The following is a 19666-nucleotide window of genomic DNA, read 5'->3' as shown; positions in this document are numbered from 1 at the left end:
GGGCCCGCAGATGCTGGCCCAGGCCAATTTGCGCAAGGTGGCAGGGCCGGTCCTGATCTGCATGATCCTCGGCATGATGATCCTGCCGTTGCCGCCGTTCCTGCTCGATCTGCTCTTCACGTTCAACATCGCGCTCTCGGTGATGGTGCTGCTCGTCAGCATGTACACGATGAAGCCGCTCGATTTCGCGGCGTTCCCGAGCGTGCTGCTGTTCTCGACGCTGCTGCGTCTTTCGCTCAACGTCGCGTCGACGCGGATCGTGCTGCTCGAAGGGCACACGGGGCCGGCCGCCGCGGGCCGCGTCATCGAATCGTTCGGCCACTTCCTCGTCGGCGGCAACTTCGCGGTCGGCATCGTCGTCTTCGCGATCCTCATGATCATCAACTTCATGGTGATCACTAAAGGCGCGGGACGTATCGCCGAAGTGGCCGCGCGCTTCACGCTCGACGCGATGCCGGGCAAGCAGATGGCGATCGACGCCGACCTCAACGCCGGCCTCATCAACGAGGAAGGCGCGCGCAAGCGCCGCCAGGCCGTCGCGCAAGAAGCCGAGTTCTACGGCGCGATGGACGGTGCTTCGAAGTTCGTGCGCGGCGACGCGGTGGCGGGCCTCATCATCATGGTCGTCAACGTGGTGGGCGGGCTCATCGTCGGCGTCGCGCAGCACGGCATGGACTTCGCCTCGGCCGGCAAGACCTATACGCTGCTGACGATCGGCGATGGCCTCGTTGCACAGATTCCGTCGCTCGTGATCTCGACGGCGGCCGGCGTCATCGTTTCGCGCGTGGCCACCGACGAGGACATCGGCACGCAGCTCACGGGCCAGCTCTTCACGAACCCGCGCGTGCTGCTGATCACGGGCGCCATCATCGGTTTGCTGGGCCTCATTCCGGGTATGCCGCATTTCGCGTTTTTGGTGCTCGGCGCGGGCTTGATCCAGCTTGGCCGCCACCTCAAGAAGCGCGCCGAGGCCGCCAAGGCGAGCGCGGTGCTCGTCGAATCGACGCCGGCCGCGGCGCCCGTCGAGAACAACGAGGCGAGCTGGGACGATGTGACGATGATCGATACGCTCGGCCTCGAGGTCGGCTACCGGCTCATCCCGGTCGTCGACAAGAATGCCGACGGCGAGCTGCTCAAGCGCATCAAGAGCATCCGCAAGAAGTTCGCGCAGGAGATCGGGTTCCTGCCGCCCGTCATTCATATTCGCGACAACCTCGAGCTGCGTCCGAACGGTTATCGGATCACGCTCAAGGGCGTCGAAGTCGGCACCGGTGAAGCGTACCCGGGCCAATGGCTCGCGATCAATCCGGGGCAAGTCACGGCCGCGCTGCCGGGTGCGCCGACCAAAGACCCGGCCTTCGGCCTGCCCGCGATCTGGATCGACACGAACCTGCGCGAGCAGGCACAGGTGTACGGCTATACGGTCGTCGATGCGAGCACGGTCGTGGCCACGCACCTGAACCATCTCGTCGTTCAGCATGCGTCCGAGCTGCTCGGCCGGCAGGAAGTTCAGGCGCTGCTGACGCGCATCGGCAAAGATGCGCCGACGCTCGTCGAAGACCTCGTGCCGAAGATGTTCTCGCTCGCGACGCTGCAAAAGGTGTTGCAAAGCCTGCTCGAGGAAGGCGTGCCGATCCGCGATATGCGCACCATCCTCGAAGCGTTCGCCGAGCAGGCCGGCAAGCTGTCGGACGCGCACGATCTCACGGCCGCCGTGCGCCTGGCGCTCGGGCGTGCGATCACGCAGCAGTGGTATCCGGGCAGCGGCGAGATGCAGGTCATGGGGCTCGACGCGAATCTCGAGCGCGTGCTCTCGCAGGCCCTTTCGACGGGCGCGAACCCAGGCCTCGAGCCGGGTCTCGCCCATACGCTTCTCGCGGAGACGCAACGCGCGATCGTGCGTCAACAAAACACCGGGCTGCCGCCCGTGCTGCTCGTGCAGCACGCGCTGCGCGCGATGCTCGCGCGCTTTTTGCGCCGCAGCCTGCCGCAATTGAAAGTGCTCTCGTACGCCGAAGTGCCTGAGACACGCACGATCAAGGTCGTCAACCTCATCGGGGGTCTAGCTTGAATATCCGCAAATTCATCGGCGCGACGAGTCGCGACGCGCTGCGCCTCGTACGCGAGGCCCTGGGCGCCGACGCAGTCGTGCTTTCGAACCGGACCAACGATGACGGCAGCGTGGAAATCGTCGCGCTCGCCGATACGGATCTCGCCGCGATCGCGCCAGGTGCCGGCGACGGGGCCGGCAACAACGCGAACGCGAATGGAAATGGCCAAGGCGCCGCGGGTTCCTACGGCGCGGGCCTCGCCAGCCGCCCGCAAGGCGGGCAGGACGCCGACGGTGCACATGTCTCGATTGGCGCGCATGCCGCGGCGGGATATCCGATGCTCTCGGCGTCGATGTCCCAGACTTCGCAGCCCGCTCCCATGCCGGGCATGATCCCGGCCAACCCCTACGCGAACGGCATGCCGGACGTGTTCTCGGCCGTGTTCGGCGCAAGCGCGGAAGTCGGGGCGACGAACGCGGAAGGTAAGCCGGTCGAGACGTTCGCGCCTGCCGCGATTTCCGATGTCGGTGCGTTGACCACGGCTGCGGCCGGCGCGTCGGCTGGCAAGCTCGCGCCGCGCGAGCCGCGAGTCGAAATGAAGCCGTTGCATACGGCTGCCGCGAAAGCCGGTGTCACGAGTCCTGGCACCACGCATTCCGCCTCGCCGGCAGCGGCGAACGGCGCGGCCGCGGCCGGTTCGTCGGCGTCGCGTCCGCCCGAATCGTCGCCGACGATGGTCGAATCACATCCGTGGCTCATCGAGCACGCTCATCGCATCGCCGCGCAGCAGCGTGCGGCGCACACGGCCAGCCCGACAAGGTCGCACGCGTTGACACCGTCAGCGGCTGCGGCGAAGGGGCTCGGCACGCCGGGCAAGATTCTGTCGCCCGAGGAACTGGCTTCCGCGGAAGTGCCGGACTGGGCGCAAGAGGCGGCCGAAGCCGCTGCGCGCCGCGTGGTTCCGCGCATTGCACCGGCTTTCGAAGGGGTTGCCGCATCGACGAAGGCGCGCGGCGCCGATGGCGCCGGCACGTCCGACGGTGCCGCCGCCGTGGCCGACGCGGTCCGTGCGCGCATCGAGGAAGTCGTCAGCAGCACGGTGATGAACGAGCTTTCCTCGCTGCGCGGAATGATGGAAGAGCAGTTCGCCGGGCTGCTCTGGGGTGACCGGCAGCGCCGCAGCCCCGTGCAGGGCACGCTGACGAAGCAGCTCTTCGCGGCCGGCTTCTCGGCGCAGCTCGTGAGAATGGTCATCGACAACCTGCCCGCCGTCGAGAACGTCGACGCCGGCATGGACTGGATTCAATCCGTGCTCGCGGCCAATCTGCCCGTGCTCGAGAACGAAGACGAATTGATGGAGCGCGGCGGGGTGTTCGCGTTGATGGGGCCGACGGGCGTCGGCAAGACCACGACGACGGCCAAGCTCGCGGCGCGCTGCGTGATGCGCTTCGGCGCAAGCAAGGTGGCGCTGCTCACGACCGACAGCTACCGGATCGGCGGCCACGAACAGCTCCGCATTTTCGGCAAGATACTCGGGGTGTCCGTCCATGCGGTGAAGGACGCGGCCGATCTTCAGCTCGCCCTTGCCGAGCTGCGCAACAAACATATCGTGCTCATCGATACGATCGGCATGAGCCAGCGCGATCGGACCGTCTCCGATCAGATCGCAATGCTCTGCGGCGCGGGGCATCCCGTGCAACGCCTCTTGCTGCTCAACGCGACGAGTCATGGCGACACGCTCAACGAAGTCGTCCAGGCCTACCAGAGCGCGGACGGTCAACCCGAGCTCGCGGGTTGCATCCTCACGAAGCTCGACGAAGCCACGAACCTCGGCGGCGTGCTCGACACGGTGATCCGCTACAAGCTGCCTGTCCATTACGTGTCGACGGGGCAGAAAGTGCCCGAAAACCTCTACGTCGCCACGAAGAAATTCCTGATCAAGAGCGCCTTTTGCATTCCGCGCGACGGCTCGCCGTTCGTTCCGCACGACGACGACATTCCCGCCTTGCTGTCGGCGCTCTCGACCCGTTCGACCGCCGAGCTGCACGAGGTTCGCTTTGGATAAGCACGTCACCGATCAAGCCGAAGGTTTGCGCAGGCTGCTCGCGAGGACCGGCTCGCGCGTCGTTGCGGTGACGGGCGGACCGATCGGCGTCGGCTGCACGTCGACGGTCGTCAACCTCGCGGCCGCGCTCGCGGGTATCGGCAAGGACGTGCTCGTCATCGACGAATGCCTTGGCGCGAATTCCGTCTCGACGATGCTGGGCGGCGTGCACGGCGCGGGCAGTCTGCGCGCCCTGCTGCTGGGCGAAATCGGTATCGAGGAGGCCGCGCCGCGGCATGAGCTCGGCTTTTCCGTGCTGGCAGCCTCGCGCGAGAACTGCGCGGGCTACAGCGCGGCGCAGCTCGGCGTCATGCTCTCCGGGCCGGCCGACGTCGTGCTCATCGATGCGCGGCTCGATCGCAAGGGCGCGCTGTCGCTCCTCGGCGCGCAGGCGCATGACGTCATGATCGTTACGCGTGTGGCCGCGCAGGCGATCACCGAGGCGTATGCCTGCATGAAACGTTTGCACTACGAGCACGCGATCGGGCAGTTTCGCGTGCTCATCAATCACGTATCGAGCCTGGCCGATGCGCATACCACGTTCGAGAACCTCGCCGAGGTGGCGGGGCGTTATCTGACCGTTTCGATCGCACATGCCGGCTGCGTGGCGTCGGATCCGCTGATGGAGCATGCGCTCGAGCTCGAGCGCTGTGTCGTCGATGCGTTTCCGTCGGCGCCGGCCGCGCGCGATTACCGGCACGTTGCGGCGGAAATGCTTTATTGGCCGATGCGCGCGGCGCTTTCGCCGCGCGCGAGTGCGCTCGTCGGCACGGGGATGCCGGCCTCGGCGCTCGCTGACGCGCCATCCGCGCGCCAGCATGCATAACACGTAGGGGACAGGAGAAAAGGGGGCCCTCGATGTACAACGCTCAAGGGAAAATGTCCCAGACGGATGTGCTGACGCAGTACGCGCCGCTCGTGAGACGGCTCGGACTGCAGCTCGTGGCGAAGATGCCGGCAAGCGTCGATCTCGACGATCTCATTCAGGCCGGCATGATCGGTCTGCTCGATGCAGCGAGCCGCTATAAGGAAGATCAGGGCGCGCAGTTCGAGACGTACGCGAGCCAGCGGATTCGCGGCGCGATGCTCGATGAGCTGCGCAACAACGACTGGCTGCCGCGCAGCCTGCGCAAGACGTCCCGCGAAGTGGAATCGGCCGTGCATCAGGTCGAGCAGAAGCTCGGGCGCTCGGCGAGCGAGACGGAGATCGCCGACCATTTGAAGATGCCGCTCGATGCATATCAGACCATGCTGCAGGACCTGCACGGTTCGCAGCTCATCTATTACGAGGACTTCGATCGGTCGGCCGACGACGAGCCGTTTCTCGATCGGTATTGCGTCGATCACACCGATCCGCTCTCGGCGCTGCTCGATGAAAGCCTGCGCGCGGCGCTTGTCGAGGCCATCGAGAAGCTGCCGGAGCGGGAGAAGCTCTTGATGTCGCTCTATTACGAGCGCGGGATGAATTTGCGCGAGATCGGCGCGGTGTTGGAGGTCAGCGAATCGCGGGTTTGCCAGCTGCATAGTCAAGCGGTGGCGCGGCTGCGAACGCGGTTGCGCGAGATGGCTTGGGCGGGGGTGGATTGAGGTTCGCTATGCTTGGCTAGCTGGACGTGGGAATGGATGGGCCGCTTATCGAAGCGGCCTTTTCGCTTCCTGTTTCGTCACTATGGAAAGCAAGCGTGCCTCGCGAACGGCGAGGACTTTAGAGGCGGTGCATCGCCGATAGGCCACAACGGGCCGCGGAACGCCTAAACCGCCGCCATCCGGCCATCCGGCCCGTAGACATTGGCGGCGCCACCGCGCGTGGAGGTCGCGCCGCGCAAGACCGCGAGCGCTTTGTCGTTGTAGTTCATCCGCACGCGGATCATCATGCCGTTGGTCAAATTGGCGTGACGCGCACGCTGGACCACGCCCTGCAGCAGCTTCCACTGATTGGCCACGCGTGCGTCGTCGGCACCCGCGAGCTCCATCCCTTTCCAGCCGGCCGGCAAACCCATTTGGCGCAATTGCCCGTCTCGCTGCTTCTCGAGCGAGGCCAGCTTTTCAGTCAGTTCGGTTTTCTTTTCGATGATCGGAGGCAACTTTTCGAGTGGCGACGCGTCGGCTAGGGCCTTTTGCTCGTATGCCAGAAGCGACGCGAACGCTTCGAGCGTCGCATGTTCTTCGATGAGGGTGTTCAGTAGGACGTCTTTCATCGGTATCGCCAAAAGACGAGCGCATGCGCCCGATCGATCAAATCAATCCAATCGTGGGGCGACCAAAGGGAGTCCCTTCAAGGACGACCGAATGGGTCCTTTTAGGGACGACCAACGGAACCCCCAAAGGAGACTGTCTCGGCAATACCGACGCTAGCGCGTCAGCCGCCCGACGATTGAGTTGCTTGCAGCAGATTGCGAGCGGTCTCCAGGATCCCGTCCGCGATCTTTCCGGTGTCGATCATCAGCGTGCCGTCCTTGATGGCCTGCTTGATCGACTCGACTTGTGCCACGTCGATATCCGCCGCGCCCGATGTCGCCAGCGCGTGCAACTGCGACGACAGCCCCGACAAGCTGACGTTGGCGTCGCCGCCCGACTCGCCGCTCGTCGCCGGCGTATAAGCCGCACCGGCGTTCGCGGCGCCCGTGCCGCTTGCCGCGCCGCCCTGGCGCGTGCCCTGCACGCCGCCTTTCGTCGACGACAGGCTGGAACTGGTGGATGAATCGACTTTCACGATTGGCTTCCCGAGGATCTCGATTTGAGTGTGATATCGGCGCTCCTTACCGAAACTTTAGCGCAACCCGCCACCCCTTTGCCCGTCCTGTTTCCGCCTTTTCCCCATCCGCTGCCGATCCTTTCGCCGGCATTCATCCACTTTCGAATCACCTTTCAGTCGTCGTCAGGCCAGGCTCGCCCTTGTCCCGCCACAGTTAGGACCGCCCGAATCTCCGCTTCACATCTGGATTTCGACCGTCGAACCGTCCTTGACGATGCCCGAGATGATCTGCCCCCCGGGCGTCTTGACGCGCACTTGCTGGCCGGGCGACGCGTTGTTCATCACGCTGCCTTCCGACGAAATCGTGAATCCCGGGCCGACGGCGACGACGCGCACGGTCTGCCCGATCGTGACCGACGTCGCGCTGCGCAGCATGTCCTGCCGCAGCGGCATGCCGGCGCTGATGCGCGAGAGCGCGACGGCACCGACCGCCTGCGACGGATCGGTGACGATCTCGCGCGGCAGGTTCGATAAGTCGCCCTCGCGGGTCGTCAGGTCCGCCACCGTCAGCACGCTGCCCGGTTCGATCTGGCGGGCTGCCAGGTAGTAGGTCGCCTCGAGCGAGACGCGCGCCTGCAGGTAAAGCGTCCACGGGCGCTCGCCCGCGCAGCGAACCCCGACGGTCGTTCGTCCCCAGAGGCGAGCGCCAGGCGGCGTGAACGGCACCATCGTGGTGCAGGCGGCGAGCCCGCGCGCAAACGCGGGCGCGACCGTGACGGTGACCTTGCCAGGCAATCCGACCGTCTGCTGTTCGAGATAAGTCTGCGCGACACGGCGGATCGATTCGCCGTCCTGTTGGCCGGTGGGTGCGGACGCAGCTTGCCCCTGCGCAAGTGCCGCCGCAGGCGTCGCCGGCGCAACCGCCGGCGCTTGAGCGGGCGAGGGCGAGGCCGGCACGGAAGGCGCGGGGGCAGGCGGAACGACTTTCATCGACACCCGCGTCAGCGCACCGGTGCCCGTGCTCGCAACCGAGTTCGGCCCGAGGCGAGGCGGCTCACCGCGCGCCGCGAGGGGATCGATGCTGATGCCGGCGTCGTTCGCGCTGGCGGGCCGATCCACGACGATCGGCTGCGGCGCCCGAGCGGCACGCGCGGATGACGTGACGATGATAGGCGTGACACGCTGCTCGGCCTGACTCATCGTTTCGCGCCGCAACGCGACGCTAGTGGCCGGCGTTTCCGCCACGGCCACGGCCTGGCTTGCGTGTTCGCCGGGCCCCGGGATCACGATCATGCCGCTTGCGGCGTTTGCGTTTGCGTTTGCGTTTGCGTTTGCGTTTGCGTTTGCGTTTGCGTTGACGTTGGCGCCCGCGACAGCCCCCGCATTCGCGGCAGCCGCGGTATTCGCCGCCGACGCAACCGTCTCACCGGGACCGGGAATATAGATCTGTCCGCCGCTCACATGCTGCGCGTGAGCTGCCCCGATCGACAGCGCGCAGGCCGCGAACGCACTCACGGCCGCGCGCGTCCATGCGCGCACGCCGGAACGCGCGCGGCGTCGGGGCGCGCAAGCGGCCTCAAGCGGATAGGGCGGCGACAGCGGCGACATCAGTTCAGTTTCTCCATCGGACGGGCCCCGCGCTCATTGCAGCTCGCACTGCACGCTGCATCGCATTGCCTGAGCGCACGGACCCCATGACTGCTACGGCATTCTAGGAGTCCATCGAGTGGCGCAAACGTTGAATAGAGGGCTGCTTCCCCGGTTATTCGTCCGATTGCGGGTTGCGCCTCGCCCCTAATATGCATCCCATGTGAAAAAGCCTTCCCGGCGCGCATGCCGTACGCCTGTCGTTGCCCGGGAGCCGTCAACCGTCACTCGTCTCGCGCCGCGAGTCGAAGCCAAGCCTGGCTGGCAACGGAGAACGCTCGATGCTGGATCAACTCGATGCCAATTTCGCTTTCAACCGCGAGGCGCTCGATGTGCGCGCCTATCGGCAGGAATTGCTGTCGTCGAACATCGCGAACGCGGACACGCCGGGCTACAAGGCGCGCGACGTCGATTTCTCCTCGTCCCTCGCCGGCGCCCTGAAGAAGGCGGGCGCGTCGGGCAGCTCGAGCGCGACGACGATGGCCGGCACCTCGAACGCGGCGCCGCTGCCGATGGCGCAGCCGGCCGGCGTGACGGTGAGCATGTCGATGGCGGCGACCGAGGCCGGCCACATGTCGGGCAATGCGAAGCTGATCCCGGTCGGCGGCGACAGCGGAAGCTACGGCCAACTCGCGTACCGCATTCCGAGGCAGCCCGCGCTCGACGGCAACACCGTCGATCTCGACGCCGAGCGCGTGCAGTTCGCCGACAACTCGCTGCACTACGAAGCGGGGCTCACGGTCGTCTCGCAGCAGATCAAGGGAATGCTCGCGGCGATCACGTCGGGCGGCTGACGCCGACGCGCGCCCAAAACGATGAACGATAAGCGACCGATGAATTCGATAAAACGCTACGGGGTTAATACCAAAGGCCGCAAGGAGGCTATGCCGCCATGTCATTGATGAACATCTTCACCGTCGCGGGTTCGGCGCTTTCAGCCCAATCCGAACGGCTCAACGTCACCGCGTCGAATCTGGCGAACGCCGACAGCGCGACCGGCCCCGATGGTCAGCCTTACCGCGCGAAGCAGGTCGTCTTCGCGGTGAAGCCGATCGGCGGCGCGGCCACGAGCTCGGGCCAGCAGGTGGGCGGCGTCGAGGTGACGAACGTCATCGACGATCCGACGCCGATGAAGACGACTTACGACCCGAGCAACCCGGCGGCCGACGCCAACGGCTACGTGACGATGCCGAACGTCGACCCGGTGCAGGAAATGGTGAACATGATCTCGGCCTCGCGCTCGTATCAGGCCAACGTCGAGACGCTGAACACCGCCAAGAATCTGATGCTGAAAACCCTGACGATCGGCTCGTAAGGAGAGACCTGTTGAGCTCCACTTCCAGCACTTCCAGCGCGAGCAGCGTCTCGCAGCAGCTGCTCAATACGATGAACGGCACGTCGTCGTCGTCTTCGACGACGAGCTCGTCATCGTCGACGGGCTCGTCGTCCGCGAGCGATCTGCAGACCACTTTCCTGAAGCTGCTCGTCACGCAGCTGCAGAACCAGGACCCGACGAATCCGATGGACAGCTCGCAGATGACTTCGCAGCTTGCCCAGATCAACACGGTGTCGGGCATCAGCCAGTTGAACACGACGCTCACGTCGCTCGCCTCGCAACTGCAGGCAGGACAGAACGCGCAATCGTCGCTGCTCATCGGCCAAAACGTGCTCGTGCCGGGCACTTCGGCGATCGTCTCGAGCGGCAAGTCGCCGGGCTTCGGCGTCGAGCTCACTTCAGCCGCAACCGACGTGCAAGTCACGATCAAGGACTCCTCGGGCAACCTCGTCAACACGATCGACCTCGGTGCGCAATCGGCAGGCACGATTCCCGTCTCGTGGACGCCGACCGATTCGTCGGGCAAGACACTCAGCGACGGCACCTACACGATTTCGGCCGCGGCGACGGTCGGCGGAAAGACGAGCAGCGTCACTACGCTTTCCGGCGAGCAGGTGCTCTCCGTCATCCAGCAAAGCTCTGGCACGACGGGCCTGCGGCTCTCGGACGGCTCGACCGTCGACGCGACGAGCGTCGCTGCGATCCTCTAATCGAATTCCGGACTATCCGAACGGAGACCAGCAATGGGCTACCAGCAAGGTTTGAGCGGCCTGGCCGCGTCGTCGAGCGACCTCGACGTGATCGGCAACAACATCGCCAATGCGAACACGGTCGGCTTCAAGCAGAGCACGGCCGAGTTCGCCGACGTCTACGCGAACACGATCGCCACGTCGGTCAATAACCAGATCGGCATCGGCACGCAGCTCGCGAACGTTCAGCAGGACTTCGCGCAGGGCACGATCAACACGACGGGCACGGCGCTCAACGTCGCGATCAACGGCCAGGGCTTCTTCCAGATGTCGAACAACGGCGCGCTCGAGTACTCGCGCAACGGCGTGTTCCAGCTCGACAAGAACGGCTTCATCACGAACGCTCAGGGCCTGAAGCTCATGGGCTACGCGGCCAGCGCGGGCGGCGTCGTCAACACGGCGCAGACGGTGCCGATCCAGATTCAGACGGCGAACATCGCTCCGGTGGCGACGCAAAACATCACGGCGCAGCTGAACCTCAACTCGCAGGACACGGTGCCGACCGTCACGCCGTTCTCGGCCACGAACGCGCAGACCTACAACTACTCGACCTCGATACAAGTCTACGACTCGCTGGGCGGCTCGCAGCAAGTCAACATGTACTTCGCAAAGACGGGCTCGGGCACGTGGGATGTGTACGGCGGCACGAGCGGAGCGGTGACCCAGATCGGGACGGTCGGATTCAGCTCGTCGGGCGCATTGACGTCGACCACCGCGACGGGGACCGCCTCGACGTCAGGCACCGGTCTTCTGACGTTCCCGATCACGAACAGCGACGGCAGTACGTCACCGCAATCGGTCACGCTGAACCTGACGGGCACGACGCAATACGGCAGCACGGACGGCGTCAACAATTTGGCTCAAGACGGTTATGCAAGCGGCCAGCTGTCGAACTTCACGATCGGCGCGGACGGCACGATCACGGGCAACTACTCGAACGGCAAGACGCAGACGCTCGGTCAGATCGTGCTCGCCAACTTCTCGAACCCGAACGGCCTGCTGAACCTGGGCGGCAACGAGTTCCAGCAGACGTCGGATTCGGGCGTGGCGCAGATCTCGGCGCCGGGCAGCACGAACCACGGCACGCTGACGGGCGGCGCGGTCGAGCAATCGAACGTCGATCTGACGACGCAGCTCGTCGACCTGATCACGGCGCAACGCAACTATCAGGCGAACGCGCAGACGATCAAGACGCAGCAGACCGTCGACCAGACGCTCATCAACCTGTAACGGCTGACGCTTCGATCGATATCGCGGGGAGTTGAGCGAATGGACCGATTGATCTACACGGCGATGACGGGCGCGAGCCAGGCGCTCGAGCAGCAGGACGTCGTCGCCAACAATCTGGCGAACGCGTCGACGACGGGTTTCCGGGCACAGCTCGCGGCGTTTCGCGACGCGCCGCTCGCGTTCGGCGACGGCACGACGATCAACACCGATACGACGCGCACGTTCGTGCTCTCGTCGACGCCCGGTGCCGACTTCTCGCCGGGTCCGATCTCGCAGACGGGCAACCCGCTCGACGTCGCCATCGAGGGCCCGGGCTGGCTCTCGGTGCAGACGCCCGACGGCAACGAAGCGTACACGCGCGCGGGCAACCTGCATGTCGATCAGAACGGTCAGCTCGTCACGGCGAACAACCTGCAGGTGATCGGCACCGGCGGTCCGATTTCGGTCCCGCCGGGCGCCGATGTGACGATCGGCAAGGACGGCACCGTCTCGGCGCTGATCCCGGGCAACCCGCCCACGGCGATCGCCACCATCGATCAGTTGAAGCTCGTGAATCCCGATCCCGCCACGCTCCAGCGCGGCAACGACGGGCTCTTCCGCACGGCCGACGGCCAGCCCGCGGACGCAGACCCGACGGTGCAAGTGGCCTCGGGCGCGCTCGAAGGCAGCAACGTGAACTCGGTTGCGGCGATGGTCGCAATGATCACGAACGCGCGGCAGTTCCAGATGCAGACGAAGCTGCTTCAGACCGCCGACCAGAACGACCAGTCGGCCAACCAACTGCTGCAGTTCAGCTGATCCGCGCACCTCGTGTGAGCCGATCGATCTACCAGGAGAAGTTTTACCGTGAACCGCTCGCTCTATATCGCCGCCACGGGCATGAACGCCCAGCAGGCCCAGATGGACGTGATCTCGAACAACCTGTCGAACGTCAGCACGAACGGGTTCAAGGGCTCGCGCGCCGTGTTTCAGGATCTGATCTATCAGACGCTGCGCCAGCCCGGTGCGAACTCGACGCAGCAAACCGAGCTGCCGTCGGGCAGCCAGGTCGGCACCGGCGTCGAGCAAGTGGCGACCGAGCGTCTTTACACGCAAGGCAACATGCAGCAGACCGGCAACTCGACCGACGTCGCCATCAACGGCAACGGCTTCTTCCAGGTGCAGATGCCTGACGGCACCACGGCCTATACGCGCGACGGCGGGTTCCAGAAGAACGCGCAGGGACAGCTCGTCACGGCGAGCGGCTATCAGCTCATTCCGGCGATCACGATCCCGAACAACGCCACGTCGCTCACGATCGGCACTGATGGCGTCGTCAGCATTACGGTGGCCGGCTCCACGAATACGCAGAACATCGGCACGCTGCAGCTCGCCACGTTCATCAACCCGGCCGGCCTCGAGTCGAAAGGTCAGAACCTCTTTTCCGAGACGGCCTCGTCGGGCACGCCGAACGTGACGACGCCGGGCCTGAACGGTGCGGGCATGGTCCAGCAAGGCTACCTGGAGGCGTCGAACGTGAACGTCGTGCAGGAGCTCGTCAACATGATCGAGACGCAGCGCGCGTACGAAATCAACAGCAAGGCCGTTCAGACTTCGGACCAGATGCTGCAGACCCTCAGTCAGATGTCGGTGTAAGGGTTGGCCGTGTCGTCGTCGTCGAAGATCAGGCGGTAGAAAAAGATGTCGCAAACGAGCCCCATTCCGTTTCGCATGCGCACCCTGCGCGCGGCGCTCTCGCTGGTTCATGCGGGCGCGTTGGCCGGCATGCTCGCGGGCACGCTGGCCGGTTGCGCCCAGATCGAGCATCGGCAGCCGATCACGCAGCAGCCGATGACGGCCACGCCGCCCGTGCCGCCGCAGCTTCAGCCGCCGGGCTCGATCTACAACCCCGGCTTCGCCGGCCATCCGCTCTTCGAAGATCAGCGGCCGCGCAACGTCGGCGACATCCTGACGATCGTCATCCAGGAAAACATCAACGCGACGAAGACGTCGGGCGCGTCCGCGAATCGGAACGGCTCGACGGGCTTCTCGGCAACCGGGCCCACGGGCGTGCTGCCCGGTCTCTTCAGCCACTTGAACGGCTCGGGCACCGGGACCAACACGTTCTCGGGCACGGGCGGCGCGAACGCGTCGAATACGTTCAGCGGCACGATCACCGTGACCGTCACCAACGTGCTGCCGAACGGCAATCTCGTCGTGAGCGGCGAGAAGCAGATGCTCATCAATCAAGGCAACGAGTTCGTCCGGTTCTCGGGCGTGGTGAATCCGAATACGGTCACCGGCGAGAACACGGTTTATTCGACGCAGGTAGCCGACGCCAAGATCGAATATTCGGCGAAGGGCTACATCAACGAAGCCGAGACGATGGGCTGGCTCCAGCGTTTCTTCCTCAACATAGCGCCGTGGTGATCATGAAGACGGACTTCGCCCGACGCGTACACGCAGGGTTGCACCGCATCGCCGTACTGACGCTTGCCGCCGCCACGATCGCTTGCGGCGTTTTTGCCGGCGTCGACGCCGCGCACGCCGAGCGCCTGAAGGACCTCGTCTCGATCCAGGGCGTGCGCGACAACCCGCTCATCGGCTACGGTCTCGTCGTCGGCCTCGACGGCACGGGCGATCAGACTTCGCAAACGCCGTTCACGACGCAAACGCTCGCGAACATGCTCGCGAACCTCGGCATTTCGCTGCAAAGCGGCAGCGTGAACGGAGGCAACAATACCGCGCCGAGCAGTATCTCGAACATGCAGCTCAAGAACGTCGCCGCGGTGATGGTGACGGCGACGCTGCCGCCTTTCGCGCGCCCCGGCGAAGCGATCGATGTGACGGTCTCCTCGCTCGGCAACGCGAGCAGCCTGCGTGGCGGCACGCTGCTGCTCACGCCGTTGAAGGGTGCCGACGGTCAGGTCTACGCGCTCTCGCAGGGCAACGTGGCCGTGGGCGGCGCAGGCGCGCGGGCCAACGGCAGCCGCGTGCAGGTCAATCAGCTCGCGTCGGGCCGGATTCCGGCGGGCGCCATCGTCGAGCGCGCGGTACCGACGCAAGTTGCGCAGGCGGGCGGCACGATGCAGATGGAGCTGAACGACATGGACTACGACACGGCGCAGCGCATCGTGTCGGCGGTCAACAGCCGGTTCGGCGGCGACACGGCCACGGCGCTCGACGGCCGCACGATCCAGTTGCGCGCGCCGGTCGACCCGACGCAGCAGGTGGCGTTCGTGGCCGAGCTCGAGAACATCGACGTCAAGCCGGCCCAGGCCGCGGCCAAGGTGATCCTGAACTCGCGCACCGGCTCGATCGTCATGAACCAGATGGTGACGCTGCAAAACTGCGCCGTCGCGCACGGCAATCTGTCGGTCGTCGTGAACACGACGACGGCCGTCAGCCAGCCGGGCCCGTTCTCGAACGGAACGACCGTGGCGACGCCGCAATCGCAGATCCAGTTGAAGCAGGACAACGGGGCGCTCAAGTACGTCACGGCCGGCGCGAATCTCGCCGACGTCGTGAAGGCGCTGAACGCGCTCGGCGCCACGCCGGCCGACCTGATGTCGATCCTGCAGGCAATGAAGGCCGCCGGCGCGCTGCGCGCGGACCTTGAAATCATTTGATGCGCGGCTTACGGAGACGCAGATGGACTCGAATCTACCGAACGCCAACGTCGACTTGACGCAGCGCTTCGCGCTCGATTTGCAGGGCTTCGACAGCCTGCGCGCGCAGGCGGGGGCCTCGCCGCAGCAAAGCCTGAAGACGGTCGCGAAGCAGTTCGACGCCGTGTTCCTGCAGATGATGCTCAAGAGCATGCGCGAGGCGACGCCAAGCGACGGACCGCTCGATTCGCAAGACGGCAAGCAATTGACCTCGATGCTCGACGAGCAGCTTGCGCAGTCGATGTCGTCCAAAGGCGTCGGCGTGGCCAATGCGCTCATTTCGCAACTGTCGCGCAACGCGGGGCTTGCCGGCAGCAATGCGAGCGCGGGCGGCGGCGCGGCCGGCATGCTCGGCGCGATGACGGGCGGCGGCAACGCCGGTGGCGCGGACGCGGGCAATACGGCCATGCTCAATGCGCTTGCGCGCGCCTACTCAAACTCGGCGGCGAACGGGGCGCTGGCTGGCGGCTCGGGCTACTCGGCGGCGAGTGCGCTGACGCCCCCGTTGCGCGGCAACGGCGAGTCGCCGAAAGTCGATGCGTTCGTCGAGAAAATGGCCGCGCCGGCCCAGGCGGCGAGCGCGGCGACGGGCATTCCGGCGCGCTTCATCATCGGCCAGGCCGCGCTCGAATCGGGCTGGGGCAAGGGCGAGATCAAGAATGCGAACGGCACGCCGAGCCACAACGTCTTCGGCATCAAGGCCACGAAGGACTGGACCGGCAAGACGGTCACGGCCGTCACGACCGAGTATGTGAACGGCAAGCCGCAAAAGGTCGTCGAGAAATTCCGCGCCTACGATTCCTATGCCGATGCGATGACCGACTACGCGAAGATGCTGCGCAACAATCCGCGCTACGCTTCCGTCGTCAACAATTCGCATGACGCGGCGAGCTTCGCGCGCGGGATGCAGCGGGCCGGCTATGCAACGGATCCGCACTATGCGCGAAAGCTGATTTCGATCATGCAGCAGATGGTTTGATCGAGCGGCAAAAAAAACGGGAAAAACTCACGCAACGCGCTGCGGCTATATCGAGTGCGACGGGGCCAAGCGGGAGAAAAGACGGTGAAGACCGGCCGTACGAAAGGCGGCCGGTCGAAACCGCAGTCGATGCCCAACCTGGGCGGTGTGCGCTCGTCGTCACGATTGCACCCAAAAAACAGAAAAATCAGTCAAACTATAAAAAATTTTCTGAAGGGCTACTAAACTTTGCACGTTTGATGCCGCTAATCAGATAGTCCCTGTTCGGATCGCTGTAAAGCATTCGAAAGCATGCGCGCAGGCGCCTTCGGGGCAGCGCGTTACTACGCATACGGCAAGACCATGGATACCAATCAGGCGAACGACTCGACTTCGGATGCCGCTCCGCACGCCGCTGAGCCCGAGCTCGATTTCGGCCGGCGCAACCCGCTCGAGATCGGCGTGCAGTTGCGCAACCTCGCCAATCGGGGAGACTTCCTGACCGTCCAATACAAGGGCGGCCAATTCGTGACGCGCATTCTCGAAGTCGACGTGCGCGCCCGCACGTTCCTGTTCGATTGGGGTGCGCTGCCCGAGCAGAATCGCGGCGCGCTCGCCTCGCCGGCGCTTACGTTCCGTGCCTCGCCCGAAGGCGTGCGCGTCGAGTTTTCGACGGCCACGCCGACGGAAATGCGCTTCGAGGGGCTTCCCGCATTCGAGGCGGCGTTCCCCGAGGTGCTCTTCTACGTGCAGCGGCGCGAGTACTTCCGCGTCGACGCGCCCGTGCTCGATCCTTACTTTTGCCGCGGCACGCTGCCCGAAGGCGACGCGTTTCGCTTCGAGATTCACGATCTCTCGCTCGGCGGCATCGGCCTGCGCACGACGGACGAGCGGGTCAGGGAGCTGCCGATGGGCGTCACGCTGCCCGAGGTCGAGGTCAATCTTTCCGGCCACGGCACGCTTTCCGTCGACCTCGAACTCGTCTCGATGCGCTCGACGGAGCTGCCCAACGGCCTCAAGCGCTTCCAGCTCGGCATGCGGTTCGTCTCGCTGCCGGGCAGCGCCGAGAACACGCTGCAGCGGATCATCACGCAACTCGAAATGAAGCGGCGCTCGCTCGTCAGGGCGTAGGTCAGGGCGTAGCCGGCGCCCAGGGGCGTAACACAACGAAATGCGCTCTCGCCCTTAAATTTTCTTACCGACGGCCGATATACATCTGTTGGCACTCTCTCAACAGGCGGCGGCACGCGTGCCGGCCGCCCTTCAGGATGAAGCATGTCAAGCAGCGATATCTTCGGCATCGGCTTGTCGGGCCTCGCGGCCGCCCAGTGGGGCTTGACGACGGCGGGCAACAACATCAGCAACGCGTCGACGGCGGGCTACACGGTCGAGACCAATGTCTACGCCGAGTCGGCGGGACAGTACACGGGTTCGGGCTATTTCGGCAGCGGCGTGACGACGGTCACGGTCCAGCGCAACTACAGCCAATACCTCAGCACCGAGCTCAATAACGCGAATTCAACGGGAAGCGCGCTGACCGCCAATTACACCATGGCGTCTCAGCTCAACAATCTCGTCGGCAGCCCGACGACGGGCATCTCGGCCGCGATTTCGGCCTATTTCACCGGGTTGCAGAACGTCGCCAATGCGCCGAGCAATCTCGCCAATCGCCAGACGGCGATCAGCGACGCCCAAACGCTCGCGTCGCAGCTCAATGCCGCCGGTCAGCAATACGATCAGCTGAGGCAAAGCGTCAATCAGCAGCTCACGCAGTCGGTCAACCAGATCAACAGCTATACGCAGCAGATCGCCCAGCTCAACGTTCAGATCAAGAACGCGAGCTCGCAAGGCCAGCCGCCGAACCAGTTGATGGATCAGCGCGATCAGCTCGTCTCGCAGCTCTCGCAGCAAGTCGGCGTGTCGGTCGTCCAGAATTCGGACGGCTACAGCGTCTTCCTCTCGAGCGGCCAGCCCCTCGTCGTCGCCAATTCGAGCTTCGATCTCGGGACGGCCGTGTCGGCGGGTGATCCGAGCGAGCTCGCCGTCACCTACAACGGCCTGCACGGTGCGGCCCCGGCGTCGACGACGAAGCAATACGTGTCCGATAGCACGCTGTCGGGCGGCACCTTGGGCGGACTGCTCGCGTTCCGCAGCCAGACGCTCGATCCCGCCGAGTCGCAGCTCGGCGCGATCGCCACGAGCTTCGCCGCTCAGGTCAACGCGCAAAACGCGCTCGGTATCGATCTAACCGGCAGCGCGGGGGGCAACCTCTTCACCGTGGCTGCGCCGACGGTTTATTCGAATTTGCAGAACACCGGCAACGCCACGCTCTCGGTTGCATTCGCGAATCCATCGACGCCGACAACCGACGACTACGCGCTTTCATTCGCGGGCGGCACGTACACGCTGACCGATACGACGACGGGCTCGGTCGTCGGCACCTCGGCGTCCATCGCGACAGGCAGCCCGGGCACGACGATCGGCGGCCTCGTGCTCACCATGCCGTCCGGCTCGATGAACGCCGGCGATTCGTTCACGATCCAGCCGACGCGCGGCGCGCTCAACAGCTTCGCGCTCGCGACGACGAACGCCTCGTCGGTCGCCGCCTCGTCGCCGGTGCTCGTCACTGCCTCGAGCACGAATACGGGCGCGGCGACGGTCACGCAAGGCACGGTCTCAGCCGGCTATTCGCTGCCGAGCAACGTCACGCTGACCTATACGGCCGGATCGCCCGGAACGATCACGGGTTGGCCCGCGGGCGAGCAGTTGTCCGTCAATGGCGGAGCGGCGATTACGACCACGGGGGCGACGTCGATCAGCTATGCGTCGGGCGACAGCTTCACGCTGAACGGCGTGTCGTTCACGATCAGCGGCACGCCGTCCAATGGCGACACGTTCACGATCGCCAAGAACACCGGCAATGACGACGGCCGCAACGCGCTCGCGATGTCGAACCTCGTGTCGAGCACCGTGTTCTCGAACAACACGACGCTCACGGGCGCCTACGCCAACTACGTCAACAACATCGGCAACGCCGCGAGCCAGCTCAAATCGGCGAACACGGCGCAATCGGCGCTCGTCTCGCAGATCCAGTCGGCCCAGCAGTCGGTGTCGGGCGTGAACCTCGACGAAGAAGCCTCGAACCTGCTCAAGTATCAGCAGCTTTATCAGGCGAACAGCAAAGTGATTCAGACCGCCGAGACGATGTTCCAGACGCTCATCGGCGCCATTCAGTAAAGGGTCCAGGCC

Annotated in this window: 18 protein-coding genes; 15 read left to right on the top strand and 3 right to left on the bottom strand. The window is 65.2% G+C overall.

The features are described from left to right. Positions 1-10 precede the first annotated feature (10 nt). The 4 genes from flhA to AB4Y31_RS08750 are packed head-to-tail and all read left to right on the top strand — an operon-like array spanning position 11 to position 5742. A complete protein-coding gene (gene flhA, locus AB4Y31_RS08765) occupies positions 11-2071 on the top strand; it encodes a flagellar biosynthesis protein FlhA (RefSeq protein WP_085952731.1) in 2061 nt (686 codons plus the stop codon). Continuing rightward, positions 2068-4116, top strand: coding sequence for a flagellar biosynthesis protein FlhF (flhF, locus tag AB4Y31_RS08760; protein WP_368673613.1), 2049 nt, complete (start codon positions 2068-2070; stop codon positions 4114-4116). The genes flhA and flhF overlap by 4 nt, the downstream gene beginning before the upstream one ends. Continuing rightward, positions 4109-4981 (top strand): MinD/ParA family protein, encoded by an 873-nt coding sequence (locus tag AB4Y31_RS08755; protein ID WP_368673612.1) that lies wholly within the window; start codon positions 4109-4111, stop codon positions 4979-4981. The genes flhF and AB4Y31_RS08755 overlap by 8 nt, the downstream gene beginning before the upstream one ends. Before the next feature lie 32 nt (positions 4982-5013). Beyond that, the gene (locus AB4Y31_RS08750) at positions 5014-5742 is read left to right on the top strand and encodes an RNA polymerase sigma factor FliA (RefSeq protein WP_026229813.1); all 729 of its coding nucleotides are present in this window, start codon (positions 5014-5016) and stop codon (positions 5740-5742) included. Positions 5743-5906: 164 nt separating this feature from the next. On the opposite strand, the gene AB4Y31_RS08745 is transcribed toward AB4Y31_RS08750, so the two are convergent. The 3 genes from AB4Y31_RS08745 to flgA all read right to left on the bottom strand — a co-directional run bounded on the left by AB4Y31_RS08745 (position 5907) and on the right by flgA (position 8458). Continuing rightward, positions 5907-6353, bottom strand: coding sequence for a flagella synthesis protein FlgN (locus AB4Y31_RS08745; RefSeq protein WP_368673611.1), 447 nt, complete (start codon positions 6351-6353; stop codon positions 5907-5909). A gap of 161 nt (positions 6354-6514) precedes the next feature. Next, the gene (gene flgM, locus AB4Y31_RS08740) at positions 6515-6868 is read right to left on the bottom strand and encodes a flagellar biosynthesis anti-sigma factor FlgM (protein WP_368673610.1); all 354 of its coding nucleotides are present in this window, start codon (positions 6866-6868) and stop codon (positions 6515-6517) included. 219 nt (positions 6869-7087) lie between these two features. Continuing rightward, positions 7088-8458 carry a flagellar basal body P-ring formation chaperone FlgA gene (flgA, locus tag AB4Y31_RS08735; protein ID WP_368673609.1) on the bottom strand — a complete coding sequence of 457 codons (1371 nt, stop codon included), beginning with the start codon at positions 8456-8458 and terminating at the stop codon, positions 7088-7090. A gap of 320 nt (positions 8459-8778) precedes the next feature. On the opposite strand from flgA, the gene flgB reads away from it, so the two are divergent. The 11 genes from flgB (at position 8779) to flgK (ending at position 19654) form a co-directional block, all read left to right on the top strand. Continuing rightward, the gene (flgB, locus tag AB4Y31_RS08730) at positions 8779-9291 is read left to right on the top strand and encodes a flagellar basal body rod protein FlgB (RefSeq protein ID WP_368673608.1); all 513 of its coding nucleotides are present in this window, start codon (positions 8779-8781) and stop codon (positions 9289-9291) included. A gap of 98 nt (positions 9292-9389) precedes the next feature. Continuing rightward, positions 9390-9812 (top strand): flagellar basal body rod protein FlgC, encoded by a 423-nt coding sequence (gene flgC / locus AB4Y31_RS08725; RefSeq protein WP_020566496.1) that lies wholly within the window; start codon positions 9390-9392, stop codon positions 9810-9812. A gap of 8 nt (positions 9813-9820) precedes the next feature. After that, positions 9821-10543, top strand: coding sequence for a flagellar hook assembly protein FlgD (locus AB4Y31_RS08720; RefSeq protein WP_026230150.1), 723 nt, complete (start codon positions 9821-9823; stop codon positions 10541-10543). A 33-nt stretch (positions 10544-10576) separates the two neighbouring features. After that, positions 10577-11812 (top strand): flagellar hook protein FlgE, encoded by a 1236-nt coding sequence (gene flgE, locus AB4Y31_RS08715; protein WP_368673607.1) that lies wholly within the window; start codon positions 10577-10579, stop codon positions 11810-11812. Positions 11813-11851: 39 nt separating this feature from the next. Beyond that, positions 11852-12610 (top strand): flagellar basal-body rod protein FlgF, encoded by a 759-nt coding sequence (flgF, locus tag AB4Y31_RS08710; protein ID WP_107153228.1) that lies wholly within the window; start codon positions 11852-11854, stop codon positions 12608-12610. 48 nt (positions 12611-12658) lie between these two features. Then, a complete protein-coding gene (flgG, locus tag AB4Y31_RS08705) occupies positions 12659-13447 on the top strand; it encodes a flagellar basal-body rod protein FlgG (RefSeq protein ID WP_368673606.1) in 789 nt (262 codons plus the stop codon). A gap of 129 nt (positions 13448-13576) precedes the next feature. Next, positions 13577-14221 carry a flagellar basal body L-ring protein FlgH gene (locus AB4Y31_RS08700; protein WP_233216016.1) on the top strand — a complete coding sequence of 215 codons (645 nt, stop codon included), beginning with the start codon at positions 13577-13579 and terminating at the stop codon, positions 14219-14221. Positions 14222-14223: 2 nt separating this feature from the next. Next, the gene (locus tag AB4Y31_RS08695; protein ID WP_368673605.1) at positions 14224-15420 is read left to right on the top strand and encodes a flagellar basal body P-ring protein FlgI; all 1197 of its coding nucleotides are present in this window, start codon (positions 14224-14226) and stop codon (positions 15418-15420) included. Between the two features lie 22 nt (positions 15421-15442). Next, on the top strand, positions 15443-16438 hold the full coding sequence (gene flgJ / locus AB4Y31_RS08690; protein ID WP_018443262.1) for a flagellar assembly peptidoglycan hydrolase FlgJ: 996 nt from the start codon (positions 15443-15445) through the stop codon (positions 16436-16438). Between the two features lie 342 nt (positions 16439-16780). Then, positions 16781-17548, top strand: coding sequence for a flagellar brake protein (locus tag AB4Y31_RS08685; protein WP_368673604.1), 768 nt, complete (start codon positions 16781-16783; stop codon positions 17546-17548). 144 nt (positions 17549-17692) lie between these two features. Further along, positions 17693-19654, top strand: a complete 1962-nt coding sequence (gene flgK / locus AB4Y31_RS08680) for a flagellar hook-associated protein FlgK (RefSeq protein WP_368673603.1) — start codon at positions 17693-17695, stop codon at positions 19652-19654. Positions 19655-19666 lie beyond the last annotated feature (12 nt).

The organism is Trinickia sp. EG282A, from assembly GCF_040965455.1.
GTDB lineage: Bacteria > Pseudomonadota > Gammaproteobacteria > Burkholderiales > Burkholderiaceae > Trinickia > Trinickia symbiotica.
Note: the sequence above shows the minus strand (reverse complement) of the source record. Positions and strands in the feature narration are given on the sequence as shown.

Bases quoted from the DNA above. Each gene is read 5' to 3' on its own strand.
- flhA (WP_085952731.1), top strand. From the start codon at position 11: ATGCTGGCCCAGGCCAATTTGCGCAAGGTGGCAGGGCCGGTCCTGATC.
- AB4Y31_RS08750 (WP_026229813.1), top strand. From the start codon at position 5,014: ATGTACAACGCTCAAGGGAAAATGTCCCAGACGGATGTGCTGACGCAG.
- AB4Y31_RS08745 (WP_368673611.1), bottom strand. From the start codon at position 6,353: ATGAAAGACGTCCTACTGAACACCCTCATCGAAGAACATGCGACGCTC.
- flgA (WP_368673609.1), bottom strand. From the start codon at position 8,458: ATGTCGCCGCTGTCGCCGCCCTATCCGCTTGAGGCCGCTTGCGCGCCC.
- flgB (WP_368673608.1), top strand. From the start codon at position 8,779: ATGCTGGATCAACTCGATGCCAATTTCGCTTTCAACCGCGAGGCGCTC.
- flgC (WP_020566496.1), top strand. From the start codon at position 9,390: ATGTCATTGATGAACATCTTCACCGTCGCGGGTTCGGCGCTTTCAGCC.
- flgE (WP_368673607.1), top strand. From the start codon at position 10,577: ATGGGCTACCAGCAAGGTTTGAGCGGCCTGGCCGCGTCGTCGAGCGAC.
- flgF (WP_107153228.1), top strand. From the start codon at position 11,852: ATGGACCGATTGATCTACACGGCGATGACGGGCGCGAGCCAGGCGCTC.
- AB4Y31_RS08700 (WP_233216016.1), top strand. From the start codon at position 13,577: ATGCTCGCGGGCACGCTGGCCGGTTGCGCCCAGATCGAGCATCGGCAG.
- AB4Y31_RS08695 (WP_368673605.1), top strand. From the start codon at position 14,224: ATGAAGACGGACTTCGCCCGACGCGTACACGCAGGGTTGCACCGCATC.
- flgJ (WP_018443262.1), top strand. From the start codon at position 15,443: ATGGACTCGAATCTACCGAACGCCAACGTCGACTTGACGCAGCGCTTC.
- AB4Y31_RS08685 (WP_368673604.1), top strand. From the start codon at position 16,781: ATGGATACCAATCAGGCGAACGACTCGACTTCGGATGCCGCTCCGCAC.
- flgK (WP_368673603.1), top strand. From the start codon at position 17,693: ATGTCAAGCAGCGATATCTTCGGCATCGGCTTGTCGGGCCTCGCGGCC.